The organism is Pseudomonadota bacterium (genome assembly GCA_018823285.1).
GTDB lineage: Bacteria > Desulfobacterota > Desulfobulbia > Desulfobulbales > JAGXFP01 > JAHJIQ01.
On the sequence record JAHJIQ010000076.1, the window covers coordinates 1 to 19665 of the forward strand.

A 19665-nucleotide genomic window follows, 5' to 3' on the forward strand; every position below is an offset into this window, starting at 1 on the left:
ATTTCTATTAACTTAGTGGGTCGGCTAGATTGCGGGAATTATCGGAGGCAACGATTGTAACCATAGTTCTGACTATTAAGGAGACTTCTTGAAAAAGATCATAATTGCAGGATTGTTACTGGTGGTTTTACTGCCGACCGGAGCCTTTGCCAAGGCCGGGGTCTGCCGGGAAGGTGATTGCGAGAACGGCCTCGGGACCTTCGAATACCAGACCGGAATGAAGTACACCGGCGACTGGCAAAACGGCAAGGAGCACGGCAAGGGCAGGATGACCCTGGAACTCGGCACCACCTACGAAGGTGAGTACCAAAATGGAATGCCGCACGGCCGGGGAACCTTCTCCCTGCCTGACGGTCGGGTGTATGTGGGAGAGTGGCGGAACGGCAAACCGGAAGGGCAGGGCAGGGAGAGCCACCCCATCGGCACCAGTTATGAGGGGCAATGGCACAACGGAATGCCCCATGGCTACGGGACCAGGATGGACAACGGCACGATCGTCGAGCAGGGGTACTGGCTTGAGGGGCAGTTTGTAGGAGCTGCAAAACCGAAAGAACTGGAGTGATTCCGCAGATGGTGATCAGTGAAGAATTGCTGGAAGTCCGGCAGCACAATGGCCCGGGTTATCGGCCGTTGGTGGATTTCGAGAGCTGGCGGGTGGCTGTCTTGAATTACGCCGAAGATCTGCGACCGGAAAACATCACCCGGATGCAGCGCCATAATGAAACCGACGAGGTCTTTGTCCTGCTGAAAGGCAGCGCCATTCTTTTCGTGGGCGAAGGGGATGAAGAGGTCACCGGAATCCACGCCCAGCCGCTTGAACCCCATAAACTCTATAATGTTAAACGGGCCGTCTGGCACCACCACACCTTGAGCGAGGACGCCATGGTCCTGGTCGTGGAAAACCGTGATACCACCTACGACAATTCGCCGTTCCGTGATCTCTCGACGTTGCAGCGGGCAGAACTTTTGAGATTGGTCGAAGCGTTAGGGGAGACAATGGCGTGATTGTTGTTTTTGTCAATGATATCAGTTTGTTGTATGTGATTTCTACGAAGAATGATCTTCCCCCCGGACTTTCCCCGGAAACCCTCTTTCATACTTGAGATCAGGACCTGATATGGCTGAGAAATCTACTACGAAATCAAGGACGCGCTTTCTGCGGGAGATGCTGGCCGGCGAGGACCAGGACGGAATCCGCCGGTTCTTTGACCGGTTGTCGATGAGCGAAACCGCCCTGATTGTTTCGCGTCTGCATCCGGCCGAACAGAAGATGCTGATCACCATTCTCGATCCATCCGATGCGGCGGATGTCATGGAAGATATCCCGACCGAACAGCTGGCCGACATCATCGAGGACCTCCCGCCGGAGCAGGCTATTTCCTTCATGGAGGAACTCCCCAATTCAAGAAAGAACGAGCTGCTTTCCGAGATGGAGGGGGAGGAGGTCGAGGCGATCCTGCACGTGATGGAGCCGGAGCAGGCCGATGAGGCAAGGAAAATGCTCTCATATCCGCAGGATACCGCCGGGGCGCTGATGATGAGCGAATTTCTGGCTTACAATGACAAAGCGACCATCGGCTCGGTACTGGCCGATCTGCAGAGCAACAAGGAGCGGTATCACAAGTACAACGTGCAATATATTTATGTGGTTGACGATACAGGCATGCTGGTCGGGGTTCTGCGGGTCCATGACCTCCTGTTCGCCTTGCACTCGGCCCTGCTGGAGGAGCTGATGATCAGAGACCCGCTGCATGTCAGGGTGACCGACACGATCAAGACCCTCGGCGAGTTTTTTCAGGAGCATAAATTCTTCGGCGTCCCGGTGGTTGACGAGGATGGTGTTCTGGCCGGGGTGCTCAGGCCGGTTGCGGTAGAAGAAGCATTCAATAAAAAGTCGGTGCATCAGTTTTTAGGCTTCAGCGGTATCGTCGGCGGTGAGGAGTTCCGCACCATGCCGCTCCTGACCCGAAGCGGCCGCAGGCTTTCATGGCTCTCCATCAATATTTTTCTGAATATCATGGCGGCAAGCATTATCGCTTTGTATCAGGATACCCTCGCTTCCGCGATCGCCCTGGCTATCTTCCTGCCGATGATCAGCGATATGAGCGGCTGTTCCGGCAACCAGGCGGTGGCGGTCAGTATGCGGGAGCTCACCCTGGGACTGCTGAAAAAGCAGGAGTTTCTGCGGGTCTTTGCCAAGGAAATAGGGCTTGGCTTCATCAACGGCATCGCACTGGGGGCGCTGCTTGGCGTGATCGCCTTTTTGTGGAAAGGAAATCTCTATCTCGGCCTTGTGGTCGGCGGCGCCCTGATGCTGAACACGGTCATCGCCGTCTGTTTCGGAGGAATCCTGCCGCTCCTTCTGAAAAAATTCAAACTCGATCCGGCCCTGGTGGCAAGCCCTGTTCTCACCACGGTAACGGACATGTGCGGGTTCTTTCTGGTTTTCTCGCTGGCGACCCTGGTGCTCGCAAAAATCTCCGGGGTCTGAGAATCGGCGGAGCAATACTTGAAAAATTGCCGGTAACAGGAGTGGTGTCCATGAAGTTGTTGCTGAAATCGATCGGAATTCTGATCACGTTATTATTCATGGCGGCGCTGGTAGCGGCCAAGGTCGGGGATGTCTTTCCTGCCATGGACACCATCGCCTGGCTGTTCGTGGTGGTCGGATTCGGCGTCTGGATTTTTATCGCGATGCGGTTGGAAGCCTGGATCGAGAAGCTCCGGCCCGGCCGGTTCAGTGAAGACCAGCGCATCTGGCTCGCCATCATCGCAGCCTTCATCCTCGGCGGACTTCTGATTTATCTCGGCTGGAATCTCATCGGCCAGTATTTCACACCTCACTTCGGCGCCGCAGTGCGCTAGCTGTGGGGGGGGGCCGCTTTCAACCTCTTTAACTTCTATAACTCTTCGCCCTGATTGTATTGCTCCCTGTTCATCCATTCCCCCAACGCACTATTGTTTTCAGAATTCTTGTTTACAAACACCGTTTACCGGTTAGATTGATTGGTTGTTAGGAAAACAGAGGAGTAAAGACTATGACAAAAACTATCATGGTGGTTTTGGCATGTTGTTTGATTGCGGGCATCTCCGGATGTGCTACGATGACGATTGAAGGTGCTGGCCAGAAAACACCGCAATCCAAAACCGGGACCCATACCAAACATGGGACATATTTCAACCATATCTGGTCGGAACCTCCGGTTGAGAAGTGTGATAACGGCAGGGGGTTGTACCGGGTGCGCTATCACACCAATGCGGTCTATGCCCTGGTGTCGATCGTTTCACTGGGGCTCTATGTGCCGCAGACCGCTGAATGGTGGTGCGACGGCACACCTGCTCAGGCGGATGACGAAGAAGAGTATCGACCAGGTCAATAACCGAGTTTGAAGGAGGTGGTACCGTGGCAACCAGAAACTTGATCATCGGCTGTGATGGAACCTGGAACGATACCGACGAGTCGGCGGTGACCAATGTTGTGAAGCTACTGGACGCCTGCACGGCGAAGAACCAGATCACTCATTATGAAGAAGGCGTGGGCACCGCTTACTGGGAAGCCTTACCCGGCGGCATATACGGCAAGGGCCTTGATCGGCAGATTCTCGGGGCATATCGGTTTTTAAGAAAACGGTTCGCTGACCCCGACTGGAAAAGAGAAGAGAACAAGGTCTTTATCTTTGGCTTCAGCAGGGGCTCCTATGCCGCCCGGCGGTTGGCTGGACTGATTTCGCATAGCGGGGTAACGGAAAAAGCCGCTGATGTTGATCTTGCCTGGCAACTCTATTTAAGGCGTGATGTAAAGAGCACTGAAGAACTTAAGAAAAGCGGACGCTTATTCGACATTCAGGTGGAAATGCTCGGTGTCTGGGACACGGTGAAAACCACCACCGATGAGGATTTCAACGACCTCAAGCTTCCCGAATGCGTTGTTGCCGGCTATCACGCCATGGCGATAGACGAAAAAAGAAAGTTTTTCCCGGTGCTGGAATGGGACAACGATCCGCGGGTCACCCAGACCTGGTTTCCCGGGGTCCATTCCGATGTCGGCGGCGGCTACAACGAATGCGGCCTGTCGGACATCGCCCTGCAATGGATGATCGACCATGCCTACAACCATGGACTGCGGTGTAAGGCCAGTTCCGTAAAGCAACTTGCAAAAGACCCCTGCGGCACATTGCACAATTCCTACGACGGAATCTGGAAAGCCTTCGGCACCCAGAACCGCACAATAGCCAAATCCGCAGCCGTACATCCCTCTACCAGGGAACGCATGCAACAAATGGCCGATTACCGCCCTGGCAACCTGCCGGTGGAACCGAACTACGAAACATAAAATCATTCAACTGCTGAACAGGAAAGATTTTTGCTAACTCCAAAATAGAGCGTGGAGTTCCGATGCTCAATGCCCTCAAATTACCAGTTTTATTCTTTCATATAGGCGAACGTAAGTTTGCCATTATCTAGGAAATCCCCCAGAAACAATATTTTCTACAAATTTTATTTACAAACTCTTTTTGTCGGTTAGATTGAGTCGGCTTGGTGCAGATTGGATAGAATGTCAAAAAGTCAAGTCCAGACATGTGCCATTAATATGATCAAATCATAGGCGAACTTACGATCTGAATTCAGTATTTGATGAAGATGTTTAAATAAATAGTTAAGGAGTTTTGGTATGAGGGTAGTCTTTCTTCTTTTGGTGTTAATATTGTCGACTTTTGGTCAATCTTATGCGTCTGTCGTGCTAATGTCCCCAATCATAAAGTCAAAAACAGTTAATCTAACTGATCAACATTTAGCCATGGCGTCTAAATGTTTGAATAATCAAATATCTGACTCTGACGAAAGCGTCTGCATTGATTTTATAAAGGGCGAAAGGGTGGGCCTGTCTGGGAATGTCAACCCATTAGAAGTTCAAGGGGTTGATGGATTACTTCCACTTGAAGAGCGCTTGATAATTGGACTCACTGACTTTGTTATAAGTCGTGCAAAAGCTGAGGCTAGTGTATATTTTCAGGACCAGATGAAGACAAAGTTGTGTGACGCTGAAAATGGTGAAAAGAAATATGTTACAAATTTTTGTAAAGCTTTGAGTGATATTGATGACTCTCAACTCCCTTTAGCGGGCTATTCCGCCTATCTCCAGGAAGCAGCAATGAAAGATATCAAAAAGCTTCCTGTGAGTTTTGTTGAGTATGCTCGGGGGGTATTATCGTCTGATAGAAAGGATGAGTTGGACACCATATTAGTTCTTTATGAAATGTATAATATGTCACGAGCAGGGAATGACGCAATGGCAATTGCTCGTGGTATAGCCATGAGCCAAGATGAAAAAATTGTTGGTAGTCCTTTTCATAAAGCAGCACAAGTGATTTTGCACATTGACAGCGAATTAGTGATAACTGATGGAAAGATTACTACTTACCCGACTGCACCTCCTGGTTTTCCTGTAGAATCTGTTAAGCGGTGGAATTATTATATTAAATCTGTTGCCTCAATTTACCAGATCATAGATTTAGATAGTAAGACTGTTGATCTTGAGGGGAGTGAAAAAATACGTATTGGGCAACGTTTGAAGGCAATTTCGCAGATTGTAAATTTGCTTTTGGAAATTCATAGTGAAATTGATGACGTCTCGGCAACCAATAGAAAAATCAAAATTGTTGTTCAGTATATGAAACAATTTAGTGAGGCATATTTTGATCAGGAGGCCTCACTAATGGTTATGGCTTTCTTCAATATATGTGATGAGTTTAATGTGGAAATTAAGCTTAAATATCTGCCTATGTTGGCGAGTGTTGCATCTGCGAAGACTGCTGATGAGGTTGCTCGAACTCTTGAAACATTGGCTTCTCCAGTTGGGAGTTACCGGATGAAGCAAAAACGAACAATGACCTCTATAACAGCTTTTATGGGTTTTCAGTATAGTGATGAAAAAGTTGATAACGCTATGGATGATGAGCATGAAGCTTATGGGATTTTTGCACCAGTTGGAATTCATCAAACGTGGGAAGTGGATAAGTGGATAGGGAGTTTTGGAATTTATGGATCACTGTTAGATCTTGGGCAATTGGTGGCAATACGTGATTCCGACAAAGAAAGTGAAATAAATACGGATTTTAAGCAGGTGTTTTCACCTGGCTTATATCTGACTGTATCAATAAAAGATACCCCAATTACTGTCGGAGGTGGCGCATCGGCTACCCCTGATTTAATCAGGGGTGAAAGTGGTGATGATTATGATGTGGTTCGTTATCAAGTGTTTTTAGCAATGGATTTGACCCTATTTAGCTTTTAAAACTAAAGACTAGTTATCCGTAATTAGCAGTGGATATTAGAATGAGTTCGGTTTGTTCTCTGTGGTGTCAGAGGTGCCCATTTTCTCTTGGAGCGTGCTTGGCTTGAGATTTTGACATTTTCCTTTGATCTATAGCACTTAGACACAAAACAACCGAGAAGGACCACTGATTCGAAAAGTGCAAGGAACGTTGTTCCTTGATTGCTTTAAGAGATTTGTAATCAAAAAATGTTCGGATTGTTGGAGAATCAGGAGGAAGGATATATGCCGCTTAGCGGCTAACTTGAATAAAAGTCTCAACCAGACTCCCTTTTCCGAAGTGGATTTTACGGAAGTAGCTGATCAGACTATTTCTTGATAAGGGCCTTTTAATGGATGCCCCCTTGCGTGTTCTTGCTTAGGAGGTATTCGAGATATGCCGGATAATTATGCCAACAGCATAAATGAAAAAACAAGAGGTGAAAAATGATCATTAATCCAGGAGAGGGACAACGGGTTTTCGAATTACCAATCGGCAATGTCTATGTGCGCACGTTCGGTTTTTCGATGGACGTCAACCCAAAAGTCCCCACAGAAGCAATTGAACGTAGGCTGTTTGTCGCTCTTTCCCCCGAGCAACTTGGTGAACCGTTCCAGGAGGCCATGGCCGAAGCGGGCTTTGAACATCACCTGGACATCCCCCTAGACACAAGAGAGGAATTTTCCGGGCAAGGATTTTTATCCGAATCCCGACCGGTAGTGCAGGTGGATGTGCCCTCTCCCAACGACATGTTGTTGGTAGCGATGAAGATTGATCGTGGCATAGTACAGTTTCATCTACCGGAATCTACAGACCAACCAAGAGGAGCGCACACACTGTTGGAATCGGCACGAACCGGGTATTCGCGGTTTATCATCCCAATAAGCCACGGTGAATATGGAGGGAATTTCCAGGGGAAAATGGCTATTACTCTCTTTGACCCTCTCAAAACAGTGGTCCGTTTCTTCAAGGTCAGGATCGTTGATGAACTTTTGCAGGCACCAATAACCACACTTACAAATTATATCGCCAATAAAATCGAGTCACACGTTAAAGATGAGCAGTTCAGGTCTCTGGCCGACCCTGATTTCCCTGTGCTGACACCTGATGACCTTGCAACCATGTCTGGAGAGAAAACAGTACTGTTCATTCACGGTATACTAAGTTCCATTGAAGGGGCGTTTCACGCTTTGGGGAAAGGAGGAAATAGCGTCCTGCAACAACTGTCGGACAAATACAACGGACGACTGATTGGTTGGGATCACTGGACAGTTTCCAAGACCATGACCAAAAACGCCATCGACTTGCTGAACGCCTTGCCTGATGATATGGATGTTCACATCGTATGTCACAGTCGCGGCGGGGCTGTGACCCGGGCCATCCTGGAAGATCCGGCCCTGAAAAACTTACGGGAAAAGAAACTGAGGACAGTAAACGAAGTCATCTTCGTGGCAGGAGCCAACCAAGGATCACCGCTGGCTAATCCCGATCGCCTGGTGGATCTAATCAACGTCTTTAATGGCTTGTACAGCTTGGTAGGAAATGGCTCCGGAGTCAGCATTAAAGTTATTGTAGGGGTACTGAAAGTACTCCTGCATGGGGTATTCAATATCCCGAGCCTGCGTGACCTGACACCCGGCAGTAAATTCTATCAGAGGCTAAACGGACCATACTGCACACCGGCCCAAGAGTACTGTTATGTGCGGGCTAACTTCGACGAAAAAGGAATATCGGTGCGTTCCACTCTGGATACTCTAGCAGACAGTTACATACAAGAACCTAACGACCTGGTTGTACCATTCAAAGGTGCCATGACTTTCGATCCGTATCTTTCCGGGAAAGTTCCGGTTAACCGCGGCATGGATTACGGGGATAGCAATACTGGCCAATCTACGGTTCTGCACACCAACTACTTCGAGCAGGCGGAAGTTAGGGATTTGCTTCTGAACAAGCTCTTGTGATAGATGTCGCGGGCACCGTTTTGTGGGCAGCGCGTCTTGCCCAAGAGCATTCAGCCATGAGCCCCGGCGAAGGCAGTTGCCAGTTTTGTGTCCGAGATTGTCCTAGGATCTCGAATCTAACTGAATATATCAACATTAATTTCAAGGAAAGGATCGCAAGTCATGAAGCCCAAATGTCATCAGAAAATAACCAAAAAGGCCATACAGATTTATCTCGATAATTGTCAGAACAATCTTGCGGAGGATTTGCAGCATAACAAGTGGTCGGTGAGAATGGGCTCAAGTGATGCGGATACGAGCCCGCTCATCACCCGTGCAAAAAATTGGCACTTTTATAAGGAAAACGACTTTCTGATACCGTTCAAAGGAAAGTTGTTCGGATTTCCGATAACCTATACGCCAACCTCCGATGAGATTTTCTCTCATTTAGTCGCCCAACTGAAAACGGAAATAGTCAATGGAAATACCGAGGAGATGTTCCTTTGGGTCGGGCGAATTCTCCATCATATCCAGGACATGAGCACTCCGTCGCATGTAGTACCGATTTTTCATGGTCCGTTCATTGACATCGAAGAGGGCGCCGACAACACCAAGGATGCATTCGAAGAGTTTTCAGCCGCGGTAATTAAAGAGGTGTTGATTGACATTGTTTACGATAAGCCCACGTTGAATAATCTTGTAAACGATAGTGGGCTTTCCCTTCAGGAGAACTATGTGCTTTCCGCCGAAAATACTCTAACCTTACTTTTCGAGGGAAATCAGTCCAAGATCGATTGCATGATTGACGGACAACCGAAGAAAATTGGCTTCGATTTTTTCTGGAAGAAAAACGATCAGAGTCTCGACGATGAGGAGAGCAAACACGGGTTCGGTCATTACGGGATATTGGGCAATCGTTTCAGCGATACCTCTGAAATTAAAGTTCCGCCCCACAGGTATAAAATCTCTTACGACAGCTACCTAGGAATCTACCGCCAACTGATCAGCAAAATGGTGCAGGACAGTACTAAAACGCTGTCAATTATAGCTGGAATGCTTCCGGCATAATTTGCCGTATACACGTCTTATATGACGTGACGGGGTTATCCACTAAAAGGGCCGACATGTTGTCAAGAGTGATATGCGAGGGAGCAAGACCGCTTTTGACTTTTGTGGTTCATTCGTGAGTAATTTCAATTGATTATGCGTTAATGGACGAATAAAGATTTGAACCCCAGCCAAATTCTTAGAGTGACTTTTTTAGTAACAGTTTAGTCCCCTTAGCATTTGCCGAGGCAAGCATGCCACGAGACAGCCGGGCTTGTTCGCTCTGGAGCCACTGGTCAAATCTGAAATCATATTCTGCCGTGGAGTTTTTCTGCCGATTTTCAGCTTGAGTTGTGTCGAGGGTCATGTCGAGGGTCAGGTCTTGAATTATAAGATTCGTGTATTAATTTTTTGTCTGTTTTGCTTCTTTGGTTCTTTATCGGTGTATTTGTTCAGATGGTGTCTGATGGTGATAAGTGAAAGTGAAAGGGGTCAAGTCCGCTTTTGGCTTTTGTTTTGAAAAACTGATTAATATCAATAGGATCGACTAGGGGTAGGCTCAAATTTTTGAATTGTTTTCCTAATGGGTGATTTATTGTGCAAAACTGGGGCAGTCCCGGTTTTGGACAGTCACAGTTTTGAAAATTATCTGGATAATTATGGTACTCCGGCATATTGGTATAACGAGATTAAAACGGAAAACCCCTGAATATATGTCAAATGACCAGGGAAGACGATGATACTGCGTGACTGCCTTGTTTTATTGCCAACATTGAATATATTGGCTAGAATGCTTTGGTGTTGGGTGTATAAAAAATATTAAATCCAGGATACAAATATGCGCAGTGATATTCCCAAAAAAAGATTAATCGAGAGCGCTCGTAAAGCCACGACCGAGGCTGTGAAGAAAACCAGACAATCCGGTGTTGCAATTACTTATCAGTCCGGAAAGAAAATCGTAAAGAAACACCCGGATGGCCGGGAGGAAGTACTCAAAACTCTCGACCGAGCTTACGTTAGAACCTCTAAGAAAAGTTACAAAATAGGTTAGCGTGGAAAGGGGTCAAGTCCGCTTTTGGCTTTTGTTTTGAAAAATTGATTAATATCAATAGGATCGACTAGGAGTAGGCTCAAATTTTTGTGTCGCGGGTCAGGTCTTGAATTATAAGATTCGTGTATTAATTTTTTGTCTGTTTTGCTTCTTTGGTTCTTTATCGGTGTATTTGTTCAGATGTTGTCTGATGGTGATAAGGGGTGCCCACCCGGCTACTCGATTAACAGTTTTCTTTTTATTTCAAAGAGTTATTCGTAGTGTGTCCACATGCGAATAACCTTTACGACCTTTTCTTCGGCAATAATTTGATATATCAGTCTGTGTTGAAAATTAATCCTGCGGGAGTAGGCACCGGATAGGTCTCCAACAAGTTTTTCGTATGAGGGTGGGTTTTGGAAGGGGTTTTCTTTGATGACGGAAAGCAGTTCTTCCACCTTTAATTTCAACCCGGCTCTTTTGATTTTTTTTGCATCTTTTTGAGCCATTTTGGTGAACACAATTTTCCAGCTCACCAATTTAACTCCTCAGAGCATTCCTTTACCGGGGTTTCCAATCCTTCTTTTATGGATTCTCTCATGCCTGGGATTGAAGTAAGAAAAAGAGTTTCTTGAATTGCTTCCCAGTCATTTTCCGACACTAATACCGCACTTGCCCTCTTGCCCTTAATTGTAACCGGCTTGTGTTCGGAAGCGACTTCGTCCACCAGCCCATATAATTTAGCTCTTGCTTCGGAAATAGTAATTGTTGTCATAATATGTTACCTCCTGGACAAAACGTACGGCATCTCGTACGAAAAGGCAAGGGCATAATCAATTTCGGGGACGGTTTATCCTGAATTCTCATCTCAGAAAGGGGGCCGCTATTGACCTTTGTCTAGTTGCTTGATACCAATGATATTTACGAGTAGCTTGTAAATATCATTGGTAAAAAAAGGAATCTGGAACAAAAAATTAAACGGCTGCTGAAGATGTTCCCGGTGGTGGCGGGAACATTCATATCGATATCACAACGGGGTCTGGACAGGATAACCACCTGAATTTATTTGATTTGTATCTCGAAAGCATGCGTTTTGTTGCTTGGAGTGTTCTTTTTACCATCAAAAAGAGGGGGCTAAGTCATATCCAATATTTAGATAGTCTCCCGACCTGTCAGACCGTGACCGTTTGCTGGTTATCGGAGTCTCACCATGTTCGCTATCTGTTGCGGAGTTAGCACCCCTTAAGGGGGTATACATTTGCGAATCTGATGTAGGTAACCTTCCATGAAACCTTCAAAAAAGATCATACTTGTTGTCGTCGCCGTAATTCTGCTGGGAGTGGTTGCGGCAGTACTGTTCTTGCAGCGTTATACGAAAGTTGAAATCTCTGTACGCGACAGAAGCAACAGGCCGATAAGCCGGGCGGAGATTGTTATTTCCAGGTCTTCTCGGGCAGCAGATATTACGCTCTATTCGAACGAATCGGGATATGCCGCGAAATACCTTCCGTTAAAGGAAATTGGCAGCATTGAGGTCTCAAGGGTCGGTTATGCACCGGCGGTACTCTCCGGGCACCTGGTAACGAACAGACCCGTCACGATTGTTTTACGGGAATGGAGTAAAGAAAACCGGAAAACGGAAAAATAAGGCCGGGCACAAGACTTGACGGAAGGGAGGGGAAATGACCAAGCATAGTTATCTTCAATTGCAGCATAGTGAATCCGTGGTTGCTCAGATGGCCGCAACGATATTCGCAGGATATATTCAATGCGGGCGGGTTGACGATGAGAATGAAAAAGATTTTCTGAAGAAGGCTTTAAAAAACGCAATCAGGCTTGCCGAATATACCGACAAGATTGTCAAGAGTGATACGGAATGGCTCCCGGAAGAGGAAGAGCTCACTCCGTTCAAAAACCTGTAGCTTTTCCGGTATTCGTCACCTTGATTAAACGTGCGTTACGTGCCGCATGCCTGATCCGGGGTGTCATTATCATCGCGAATAAAAGAAACCCGGCATGCCCTGCCTGGCATGTCGGGTTTTTTGTGGAGATGGGCCGACCGGGGAGCTTGCTAAGAACCCCGGCCGGCCTTTTTATCGCCGGGAGGATGAATTACCAGCGTTTTGAACCGTGACAGTTGATGCTTGAGCAGCTCCCGCTCTGATAGAGGCCCACACTGGTGGAGCCGCCACCGATAGTACTTGCCGCGCTCTGCTCGAAGGCGGTTGTGGCCAGGTTGCTGAAATGACCCACCTGTAATTTGGTGGTGTTGTGACAGACCGTGCAACTGTATCCCTTGCTCATATGCTTGTTGTGCTGGCCTGAGCTGTAGTCGTTGTACTGGCTGGTACCCGAGCTGTGGCATGAGGTGCACTGGGTGTTGACCGTAATGGAGCCGGTCGCCCAGACAGGGGTTGTGATCCCGCCATGACAACTGATGCTTGAGCAGGTTCCGTTGCTGTTGTCGGTTGCCGTGCCGCTCCTGGCGTTGTAGGAAGCCGGGAAGCCGAGGTCAAGCTGACCGTTGTGGGCCGCGCCGACATGGCAGGTGGTACAGTCGTTATTGACGGACGGCAGGCTGGTGTGAACCGCATGCGCACCGGCGGTGTTCGGATAGCTGTTTCCGGACGGCGGCTGGCCATGACAGGCGGTGCAATCACCGTAATCCGGCCCCGGAGTAGTCGCCGGCGGCAGAACATCGGCGATCGCCTGCACTTCCGCGGTGCTGAGAGTGTTGAGATAGCCCATGCTGCCGACATTGTTATTGATGGCGGCCTGGATCTGGGCGGCGGTCCGACCCGGTTTGGTGGTATTGGCCAACGAGCCGTGACACCCGGCACAATTGCCGGCGTAAAGGGCAGTGCCGTCCGGCGGAGTTGTCGGATCCGGCGGCTGGGCTGCGGGCAGCGCATCGGCGATCGCCTGCACTTCGACGGTCGTCAGAGTGTTGAGATAGCCCATGCTGCCGACATTGTTATTGATGGCGGCCTGGATCTGGGCGGCGGTCCGCCCCGGTTTACCGGTATTGGCCAATGGGCTGTGACAACCGGCACATTCACTGTTGTAAAGAGCAACGCCGTCCGGCGGAGTTGTCGGATCGGGCGGCTGGGCTGCGGGCAGCGCATCGGCGATCGCCTGAACCTCGACGGTAGTCAGGGTATTGAGATAGCCCATGTTGCCGATATTGTTATCGATGGCGGCCTGGATCTGGGCAGCGGTCCGCCCCGGTTTGCCGGTTGCTGCCAGTTGGCCGTGGCAGCCCGCGCAATTGCCGGAATAGAGGGTCGCTCCGTCGGCAGGGGTGGTTGGCGGCGGCTGGTTGGTCGTCAGCACATCGGTGATTGCCTGGATTTCCGAGGCTGTCAGGGTGGAGAGATATCCCATCCCGCCGATGTTGTTGGTGATCGCGGCCTGGATCTGGGCGCTGGTCCGATTTTTTTTGCTGCTTGAGGAGAGCGCGTTGTGGCACATTGCACAGTAGTCGGCATAAAGGGTCACTCCGCTGCCGGCGGGCGGTTGCGTGCCGAGCTGATGCTGCTCCTTAACCATCGCGACCAGCTGGGCCTTCCCGTCGGTAACCGTCTGGTTCACCAGACCAGGATCAAAGGTGCCGCGAACCGACATATCTTCTTTGGTTGATGCCACCAGCGTTTGCTGCTGCTGCAGAACAGCCATGATCATGTCACCCAGGGTGGGTTGCCCGGTCAACTGGGGGTCCTGCGCAAGTTCATTTTTAATCCGGTTGTACTCCGCCGCATTGAGTCTGCTCCGTAACGCATTGGACACGCTGTTCAATATCGTCGCCTGACTGGTTCTCTGCAGATCATTGCCGGTAACCTGAAAATTTCCGGTTATTTCCATGTAGTCGTTGACGGCCATATTGGCCTGGAGCAGGGTCAGCATGCTGTCGTCCACCCCGGAAGTCATGTTCTGCAGGTCCTGTCTGCCGCCTCCCTGGGGACGGGTCATGGGATTTTCATACAAGTCCGCCGCTGAAATTCCGGGAAATCCGGCCTCATTCAGGATGAACAGAAGATCATCTTCCGTCGTCCCGTTTGTCAGAAGGGTTGTAAGCGGAGTGACATTCACCGATGACCGGTCGCTGGTGGTGATCCTGCGCCGCAACATCCCCTGGTAGGGGGCGCCGCCATGCAGGCCCCGGTTGGAAACCTTCATCTCAACGATTGAGCCGGGGGTAAGGGCTTTGGGAAAGCGGAATACCCCGGATTCATCCGATGGACCGGATTGTCTTTGCAGGACGGTCATTCCGTCACCGGATACCTCCTGGAAGACCGCGCCGACGATATACGGATCGACCGCAACCCCGGTTGAACTGGTACTGTAATACTCTCCCCCCCCGGACGAGCCGCCGCAACCCGCCAGCAGGAACATCACCCAGAGTCCGCATAGATATGTACCGATCTTGCTGTTCAAATCATACCTCCTGTTGTCGTCACCATTATGAAGTGACAAAAATTTCATCCTTGCTTCGACCATCAGACCATCCGGGCCGAGTCGAACTGTTACAAGCACAAGTAAATTTTTGTTAACCAGCGGCAGTTAAAGCAAGGAGAGTGCCAATGGCCGGGCAATCAGCTTAAGATCTTGTTGTGGCGATGAAAAGCTGGCGTGAGAAGGGCGGGATGTCATTCCGATAAGTTGGAAAGTGACTGGTATTTACTACAGTTGAAAATGGGAAGAATGGTGAAATCTGGAGTTTTGTCTAATGATATCATCATGATACGTGAGGAGTATGGATATTCATACACCTTGAAGAATACCCTGTAAATATTGTGAACATGCATAACGAAACGCATTCCCCGCAGCTCGGAGTGTCGCAGGCTCCCTTACCTGCTGCGGGGTTAGTGTGCGAATCTGATGTAAGTAAACCTTCCGTACGGAGATTCCCCGTGGCTCGAAGTCGCACTCCGTTTGCTATCTGCCGCGGGGAGCTTCAATAACCTGCCCGGTTTTTGGAAAATGAAAGACCTGAAGCGGGGATTCTCCCGAAAAAAAGTTTCTAAAAACCCGTGTTGTCGGTTAGAGTGTCCTGCAGGGGAGTTTGGGAGCGGTTTGGGCAATCGGCCCGGCTGTTCACATGAGTTGAAATAAAATGAACAATGTGGAAACGGGGGTGTGTGATGCGTGCACTGAACAAGAAAAGAAAATTGTCTTTGCTTCTGTCTTCTGTGGCCTTCTGCTCAGGACTTGCCTTTGCCTTGTCCGCCCAGGCCGACTGGTCGGTCAATGATCCTTTCGTCGTGACCAACGATTGCGGCGCTCTGGGCACCAACTGCTCAGGCTACGCGAACACTCAGGCCTCTTTCAATGACCACCACGATAAATTTCCCAAGATGAACAATGCGGGGGATATCGTCTGGCAGGGCCGACCGTCCGGCGCCTCAAGCTATGATTATGAAATATTCTTGAAGAGCGCCGCTTCCGGACTGATCGAACAGATCACCGCCGACTCGAATTACGACAGCTCGCCGACCATCAACGATCTCGGTGAGGTGAGCTGGATGAGTTATGACGGCTCGGCCTGGAACGTAAATCTCTATTCGGGCGGCACCACCTCAAACATTTCGGCCCCGACCCCGCTTGAGCCGTGGCCGAGGATCAACAACCTCGGCGAGGTCGCCTGGATCCATGTTGACGGCAACGACTACGAGATCAAACTGTACTCCGGCGGCACGGAGACCCAGGTCACCGACAATGACACCAATGACGTGCAGATCAGGATCAACGACAACGGGGATCTGATGTGGCGCGGCCGCGGTGATCTGCAGGCCGACTTGAGTTATGACATCTACACCCGGATCGGCGGCGGCGGGATCACCCAGGTGACCCAGGATGATCTGCTCGACTGGTCGCCGCAGCTCAGCAATACCGGTCACCTGGTCTGGCTCTCCTACGACGGGGCGCAGTGTGACGTGGTGGTGAAACGGGCCGGGGATGCAACTCCGACCCAGATCACCTCGACTCCGGCAGAGGACCACAATCCGGTGATTAACGACGCCGGGATCGTCGCCTGGCAGAGTTTTGACGGCAATGACTGGGAGATTTTCACCTATTCCGGTGACACCATCACCCAGCTCACCGACAATGATTTTGACGATGTCACCCCGCAGATCAATTCCGCCGGGGAGATCGCCTGGTTCGCCTTCGGCGGGGATATCGGCGTCTACCTGTTCGAGCCCGACACCGGCACCGTGAGTAAATTGAGCGAGTCCTATACCGGCCACTATGACTCCGTCCCGGACATCAACGACCAGGGGAAAGTGGTGTGGAGCGGTTTTGACGGCACCGATTTCGAAATCATCGTCGCCGAGCCACCGGGCGGCATCCATGACGATGTCTATTTTTACCCCTACACCCTGAACCTGCGCAGCCATGGCAAGAAATTCAAGGCGGTGATCGATCTGCCGTTACCTCACTCCGCCGAGTTTATTGATCCGAAGACGGTCGCCATCACCATGATCAGCCCCGCCAATTCGCTGGCCGAGCCTTTGCCGGAGCCTCTTTACAGCAATGGTGGAGGACGGGTGGGTGATAGCGACGGGAATGGTCTGGTGGACATCACCGTCAACTTCGACCGGCAGGCGCTGATCGCCCTGATCGAACCGCTGGGAGTGCTCGGCGAGTTTAAACTGAGCATTGCCGGCAATATGTATACCGGTGATCAGTATCCCGGCAATCAGTATAATGGCGAGGTCATTACCGGCGTCAATTCCGTCATGGTCGTTGATCGGGAAATGAAGGAGTTCAAGAAGGAGCGCACAAAATTCAGGAAACATTCGAAGTGCACCAGGAAAAGAGAAGTTCGCGACCATGATCCGGGTGATCGCAAAGAAGTGAATGAGAGGTACGCAAAGCTCGGTAAAAAGGTGATGAAGGGGTTGAAGAAGAAAAAGAGGTAATCCCCGCCCATCCCTGCGATATACCGGGGATGTTTTTTATATGAACCCCCGAATCCTCTTACGGATTCGGGGGTTTTCTTTTGTTAAGATTCCGGAATGGGAAAAAGGGGGGGCGATTTCATTCATGGCCCCGGTCATTCCGCAAAAGTTCGTGCCGGTACGGCGAGTGGACGTTATGCCCCTGCACTTTTTTTGGGGGAAAGGGTGACCAGTTTTTCCCGCGGACCGTCGGCCACCACACGGCCGCCATCCAGCGCGATAATCCGTCGGACCATCGCCAGCATGACCGGGCTGTGGGTGGTCATGATCAGGACTGCCGAACGGTCGAGAAGTTTCGGCAGCCGTTCGGCCAGGAGCCGCTCGCTTTCAGGGTCGAGGCCGAGGGTCGGCTCATCGAGGAGCAGTATCCGGCTCGACTGGGCAAAAACCCGGGCCAGGGCTACTTTCTGGCGCTGGCCGCCGGATAGATTGCTGCCCCGCTCGGCCAGATCCATCCCCAGGGACATTCGCCCGCTTTTCAGTTCGTTCTCCAAGCCGGAGGCCCAGATCGCCTCTCCAAAGCGGGCGGCATCGGTACACCCTGAAATACGCAGGTTACTCTCAAGCGTCCCGGCAAAGATCGCCGGGTCCTGGGCCTTATAGGCCAGCCACTTGACCCGGTCGAAACGGGAAATATCATCCAGGTCGAGGCCGTCAAAAAGAATCTGGCCCGTATCAGGACGGCACAGTCCGCCAAGGCATCTCAAAAGGGTTGATTTCCCGGCGCCGGGTCGCCCGAGCAGGGCAATCCGCTCCCCGGGAGCAACCGCAAAGGAGACACCCTCAAGCGCCGCCGGGCGGCCTTCATAATGTTTGCCGACGCTGATCACGGAAATATTCCCTGCAATGTCCGGTCTGGGGGTGCATTCCCGTTCGCGAATATCCTCCAGGCTCTCTTCCATTCTTCCGGAAGCGCGGATGAAATCTTTCCACTTCCCGGTCACCGAAAACAGGGAGGAGACCAGCGCCATGGTCCGGCCGGTCAACAGGTTGCAGGCAATCAGTTTGCCGATACTTAAGAGCTGGGCATGAATCAGATAGACTCCGACCGTGAGAACCACAACGGTCGTCACCGTTTGCATCACTGTGGCAAAGACCATCGTCTGCTGGGCGGCCATTCGCCTCCTGGTGTCAAGGTCTGTCGACTGGTCGGCCAACACGCGCCAGCTTCGCAGAAAGGATCCGGCGCCGGGGGTGGTCCGGACGACGTCAAGACAGTTCAGGGTCTCGCCCATGAAGGAGAGCTTCTGGGTGTTTTTCTGCTCGGCCTCCTTGGACAATCTGGTCTGCCGGGCCTGGAGCAGGAGTCCGGTCACGGTAAAGAGCAGGACAAGGATCATGGCGACAACCATGATCTGCCAGGCGATGATCCCGATCACCGTCAGATACAGAACGAGAAAGGGGATATCGGCGATTGCCAGCAGATAGCTCGATGAGACGAAATCGCGCGACTGGGTGAGATCCCGATAATTCGACAGGAAGCGGGGGAAACCGCCGGGGGGAAGCTCCACCTGGGAAACCATCCTCGACCAGAGTTTTTCATCGCTCTGCAGGGTCAGGTCGACACTGATCCGTTCGGTGACCCAGCTGCGGACGAGCCGCATCGCGGCATCGGTTGCCAGGTAGATCGCCATGCCGAAAACGAGGGCCCAGAGAGTTTCAAATAGGCCATTCAAGGCGATCTTGTCATAGATCAGCAGGGCGAAAATCGGCAGCAGCAGCTGCCCGGTGTTGATGAAAAGACTGGCGATCCCGACTTCCGCCCAGGCACCGCGGAGCTTCGGCCACAAGGCCGACAGGGAGGCGAAGCCTCCGGACTTGTCCTCGCTCGGCGCCATGTTCAGGACGACCGCCTCGACATTTTGTTCATCAGCGGGACTGACCTTTTCAGGCAGCGGTGAGCCATCTTCGGCCAGATATTGCCAGCGGTGCTCAATGCGATACAGGAGAGAAAAGGAGTTGTCTCCATCCCGCAGCAGAATGAGGTTACCGGGAATGCCGAACACCTCTTTCAATGGGCCGCTGAAATGGCGGGCGGAAAGAGCGTCATGTTCGAGCTTAGGGATTTCGGAAAGCCAGTCAGCGGAAGTAACAAGGCGTCTGAACCCCTTTTGCCATCGGGAAGCCAGTTCGCGATCAGGACCGCAGAGCGCTGAAACTGCCTGCAGCACAGCTTGTCCGGCAAGAGTTTTCGCAGGCGCTTCAGGAGGTGTGGGGTGAACTGGTTCGGTCATCAGATGAGGTTCTACCGCGATAGAAAGATTTGTCAAGGCCTGTCAAAGTTTGAAGTTCCCTGTGACAGATTGAGAACGCTACCCTTACAGGAATTTGTGTCCTGTAAGGGTCTGAGCTTGTCGCTTTGCAGGTTCAGCTTA

Annotated in this window: 17 protein-coding genes; 13 read left to right on the forward strand and 4 right to left on the reverse strand. The window is 50.8% G+C overall.

All coding sequences use genetic code 11. The features are described from left to right. Positions 1-88 precede the first annotated feature (88 nt). The 10 genes from KKG35_16430 to KKG35_16475 all read left to right on the forward strand — a co-directional run bounded on the left by KKG35_16430 (position 89) and on the right by KKG35_16475 (position 10352). Positions 89-562, forward strand: coding sequence for a hypothetical protein (locus KKG35_16430; GenBank protein MBU1739716.1), 474 nt, complete (start codon positions 89-91; stop codon positions 560-562). A gap of 8 nt (positions 563-570) precedes the next feature. Continuing rightward, a complete protein-coding gene (locus KKG35_16435; protein MBU1739717.1) occupies positions 571-1005 on the forward strand; it encodes a hypothetical protein in 435 nt (144 codons plus the stop codon). Between the two features lie 112 nt (positions 1006-1117). After that, on the forward strand, positions 1118-2491 hold the full coding sequence (gene mgtE, locus KKG35_16440; protein MBU1739718.1) for a magnesium transporter: 1374 nt from the start codon (positions 1118-1120) through the stop codon (positions 2489-2491). 50 nt (positions 2492-2541) lie between these two features. Continuing rightward, complete coding sequence (locus tag KKG35_16445; protein MBU1739719.1) at positions 2542-2865, forward strand: hypothetical protein; 324 nt, start codon at positions 2542-2544, stop codon at positions 2863-2865. Between the two features lie 239 nt (positions 2866-3104). Beyond that, a complete protein-coding gene (locus KKG35_16450) occupies positions 3105-3380 on the forward strand; it encodes a Bor family protein (GenBank protein ID MBU1739720.1) in 276 nt (91 codons plus the stop codon). Between the two features lie 23 nt (positions 3381-3403). Beyond that, positions 3404-4333, forward strand: coding sequence for a DUF2235 domain-containing protein (locus tag KKG35_16455; GenBank protein MBU1739721.1), 930 nt, complete (start codon positions 3404-3406; stop codon positions 4331-4333). A gap of 339 nt (positions 4334-4672) precedes the next feature. Further along, positions 4673-6295, forward strand: coding sequence for a hypothetical protein (locus KKG35_16460; protein MBU1739722.1), 1623 nt, complete (start codon positions 4673-4675; stop codon positions 6293-6295). A 465-nt stretch (positions 6296-6760) separates the two neighbouring features. Then, entirely contained in the window at positions 6761-8275 is a 1515-nt protein-coding gene (locus KKG35_16465) for a hypothetical protein (protein ID MBU1739723.1), read from the forward strand. A gap of 162 nt (positions 8276-8437) precedes the next feature. Continuing rightward, positions 8438-9322: a hypothetical protein gene (locus KKG35_16470; protein MBU1739724.1), complete on the forward strand. Its 885-nt coding sequence runs from the start codon at positions 8438-8440 to the stop codon at positions 9320-9322. An 817-nt stretch (positions 9323-10139) separates the two neighbouring features. Then, complete coding sequence (locus KKG35_16475) at positions 10140-10352, forward strand: hypothetical protein (protein ID MBU1739725.1); 213 nt, start codon at positions 10140-10142, stop codon at positions 10350-10352. A 251-nt stretch (positions 10353-10603) separates the two neighbouring features. Here KKG35_16475 and KKG35_16480 read toward each other — a convergent pair whose 3' ends face one another. Then, positions 10604-10867: a Txe/YoeB family addiction module toxin gene (locus tag KKG35_16480; protein MBU1739726.1), complete on the reverse strand. Its 264-nt coding sequence runs from the start codon at positions 10865-10867 to the stop codon at positions 10604-10606. Further along, positions 10864-11106, reverse strand: coding sequence for a type II toxin-antitoxin system Phd/YefM family antitoxin (locus tag KKG35_16485; protein MBU1739727.1), 243 nt, complete (start codon positions 11104-11106; stop codon positions 10864-10866). Before KKG35_16485 ends, KKG35_16480 begins: the two co-directional genes overlap by 4 nt. A gap of 510 nt (positions 11107-11616) precedes the next feature. Between KKG35_16485 and KKG35_16490 the strand changes: the two genes are divergently transcribed. Together KKG35_16490 and KKG35_16495 are read left to right on the forward strand one after the other, a co-directional pair. After that, positions 11617-11979, forward strand: coding sequence for a carboxypeptidase-like regulatory domain-containing protein (locus tag KKG35_16490; GenBank protein ID MBU1739728.1), 363 nt, complete (start codon positions 11617-11619; stop codon positions 11977-11979). Between the two features lie 34 nt (positions 11980-12013). Next, a complete protein-coding gene (locus tag KKG35_16495; GenBank protein MBU1739729.1) occupies positions 12014-12253 on the forward strand; it encodes a hypothetical protein in 240 nt (79 codons plus the stop codon). A gap of 190 nt (positions 12254-12443) precedes the next feature. Here the strand turns inward: KKG35_16495 and KKG35_16500 are convergent, their stop codons facing one another. Further along, complete coding sequence (locus KKG35_16500) at positions 12444-14765, reverse strand: CxxxxCH/CxxCH domain-containing protein (protein MBU1739730.1); 2322 nt, start codon at positions 14763-14765, stop codon at positions 12444-12446. 707 nt (positions 14766-15472) lie between these two features. Here KKG35_16500 and KKG35_16505 point away from each other — a divergent pair. After that, the gene (locus KKG35_16505; GenBank protein ID MBU1739731.1) at positions 15473-17251 is read left to right on the forward strand and encodes a hypothetical protein; all 1779 of its coding nucleotides are present in this window, start codon (positions 15473-15475) and stop codon (positions 17249-17251) included. Positions 17252-17424: 173 nt separating this feature from the next. Here KKG35_16505 and KKG35_16510 read toward each other — a convergent pair whose 3' ends face one another. Further along, on the reverse strand, positions 17425-19524 hold the full coding sequence (locus KKG35_16510; GenBank protein MBU1739732.1) for an ATP-binding cassette domain-containing protein: 2100 nt from the start codon (positions 19522-19524) through the stop codon (positions 17425-17427). Positions 19525-19665: the final 141 nt, after the last annotated feature.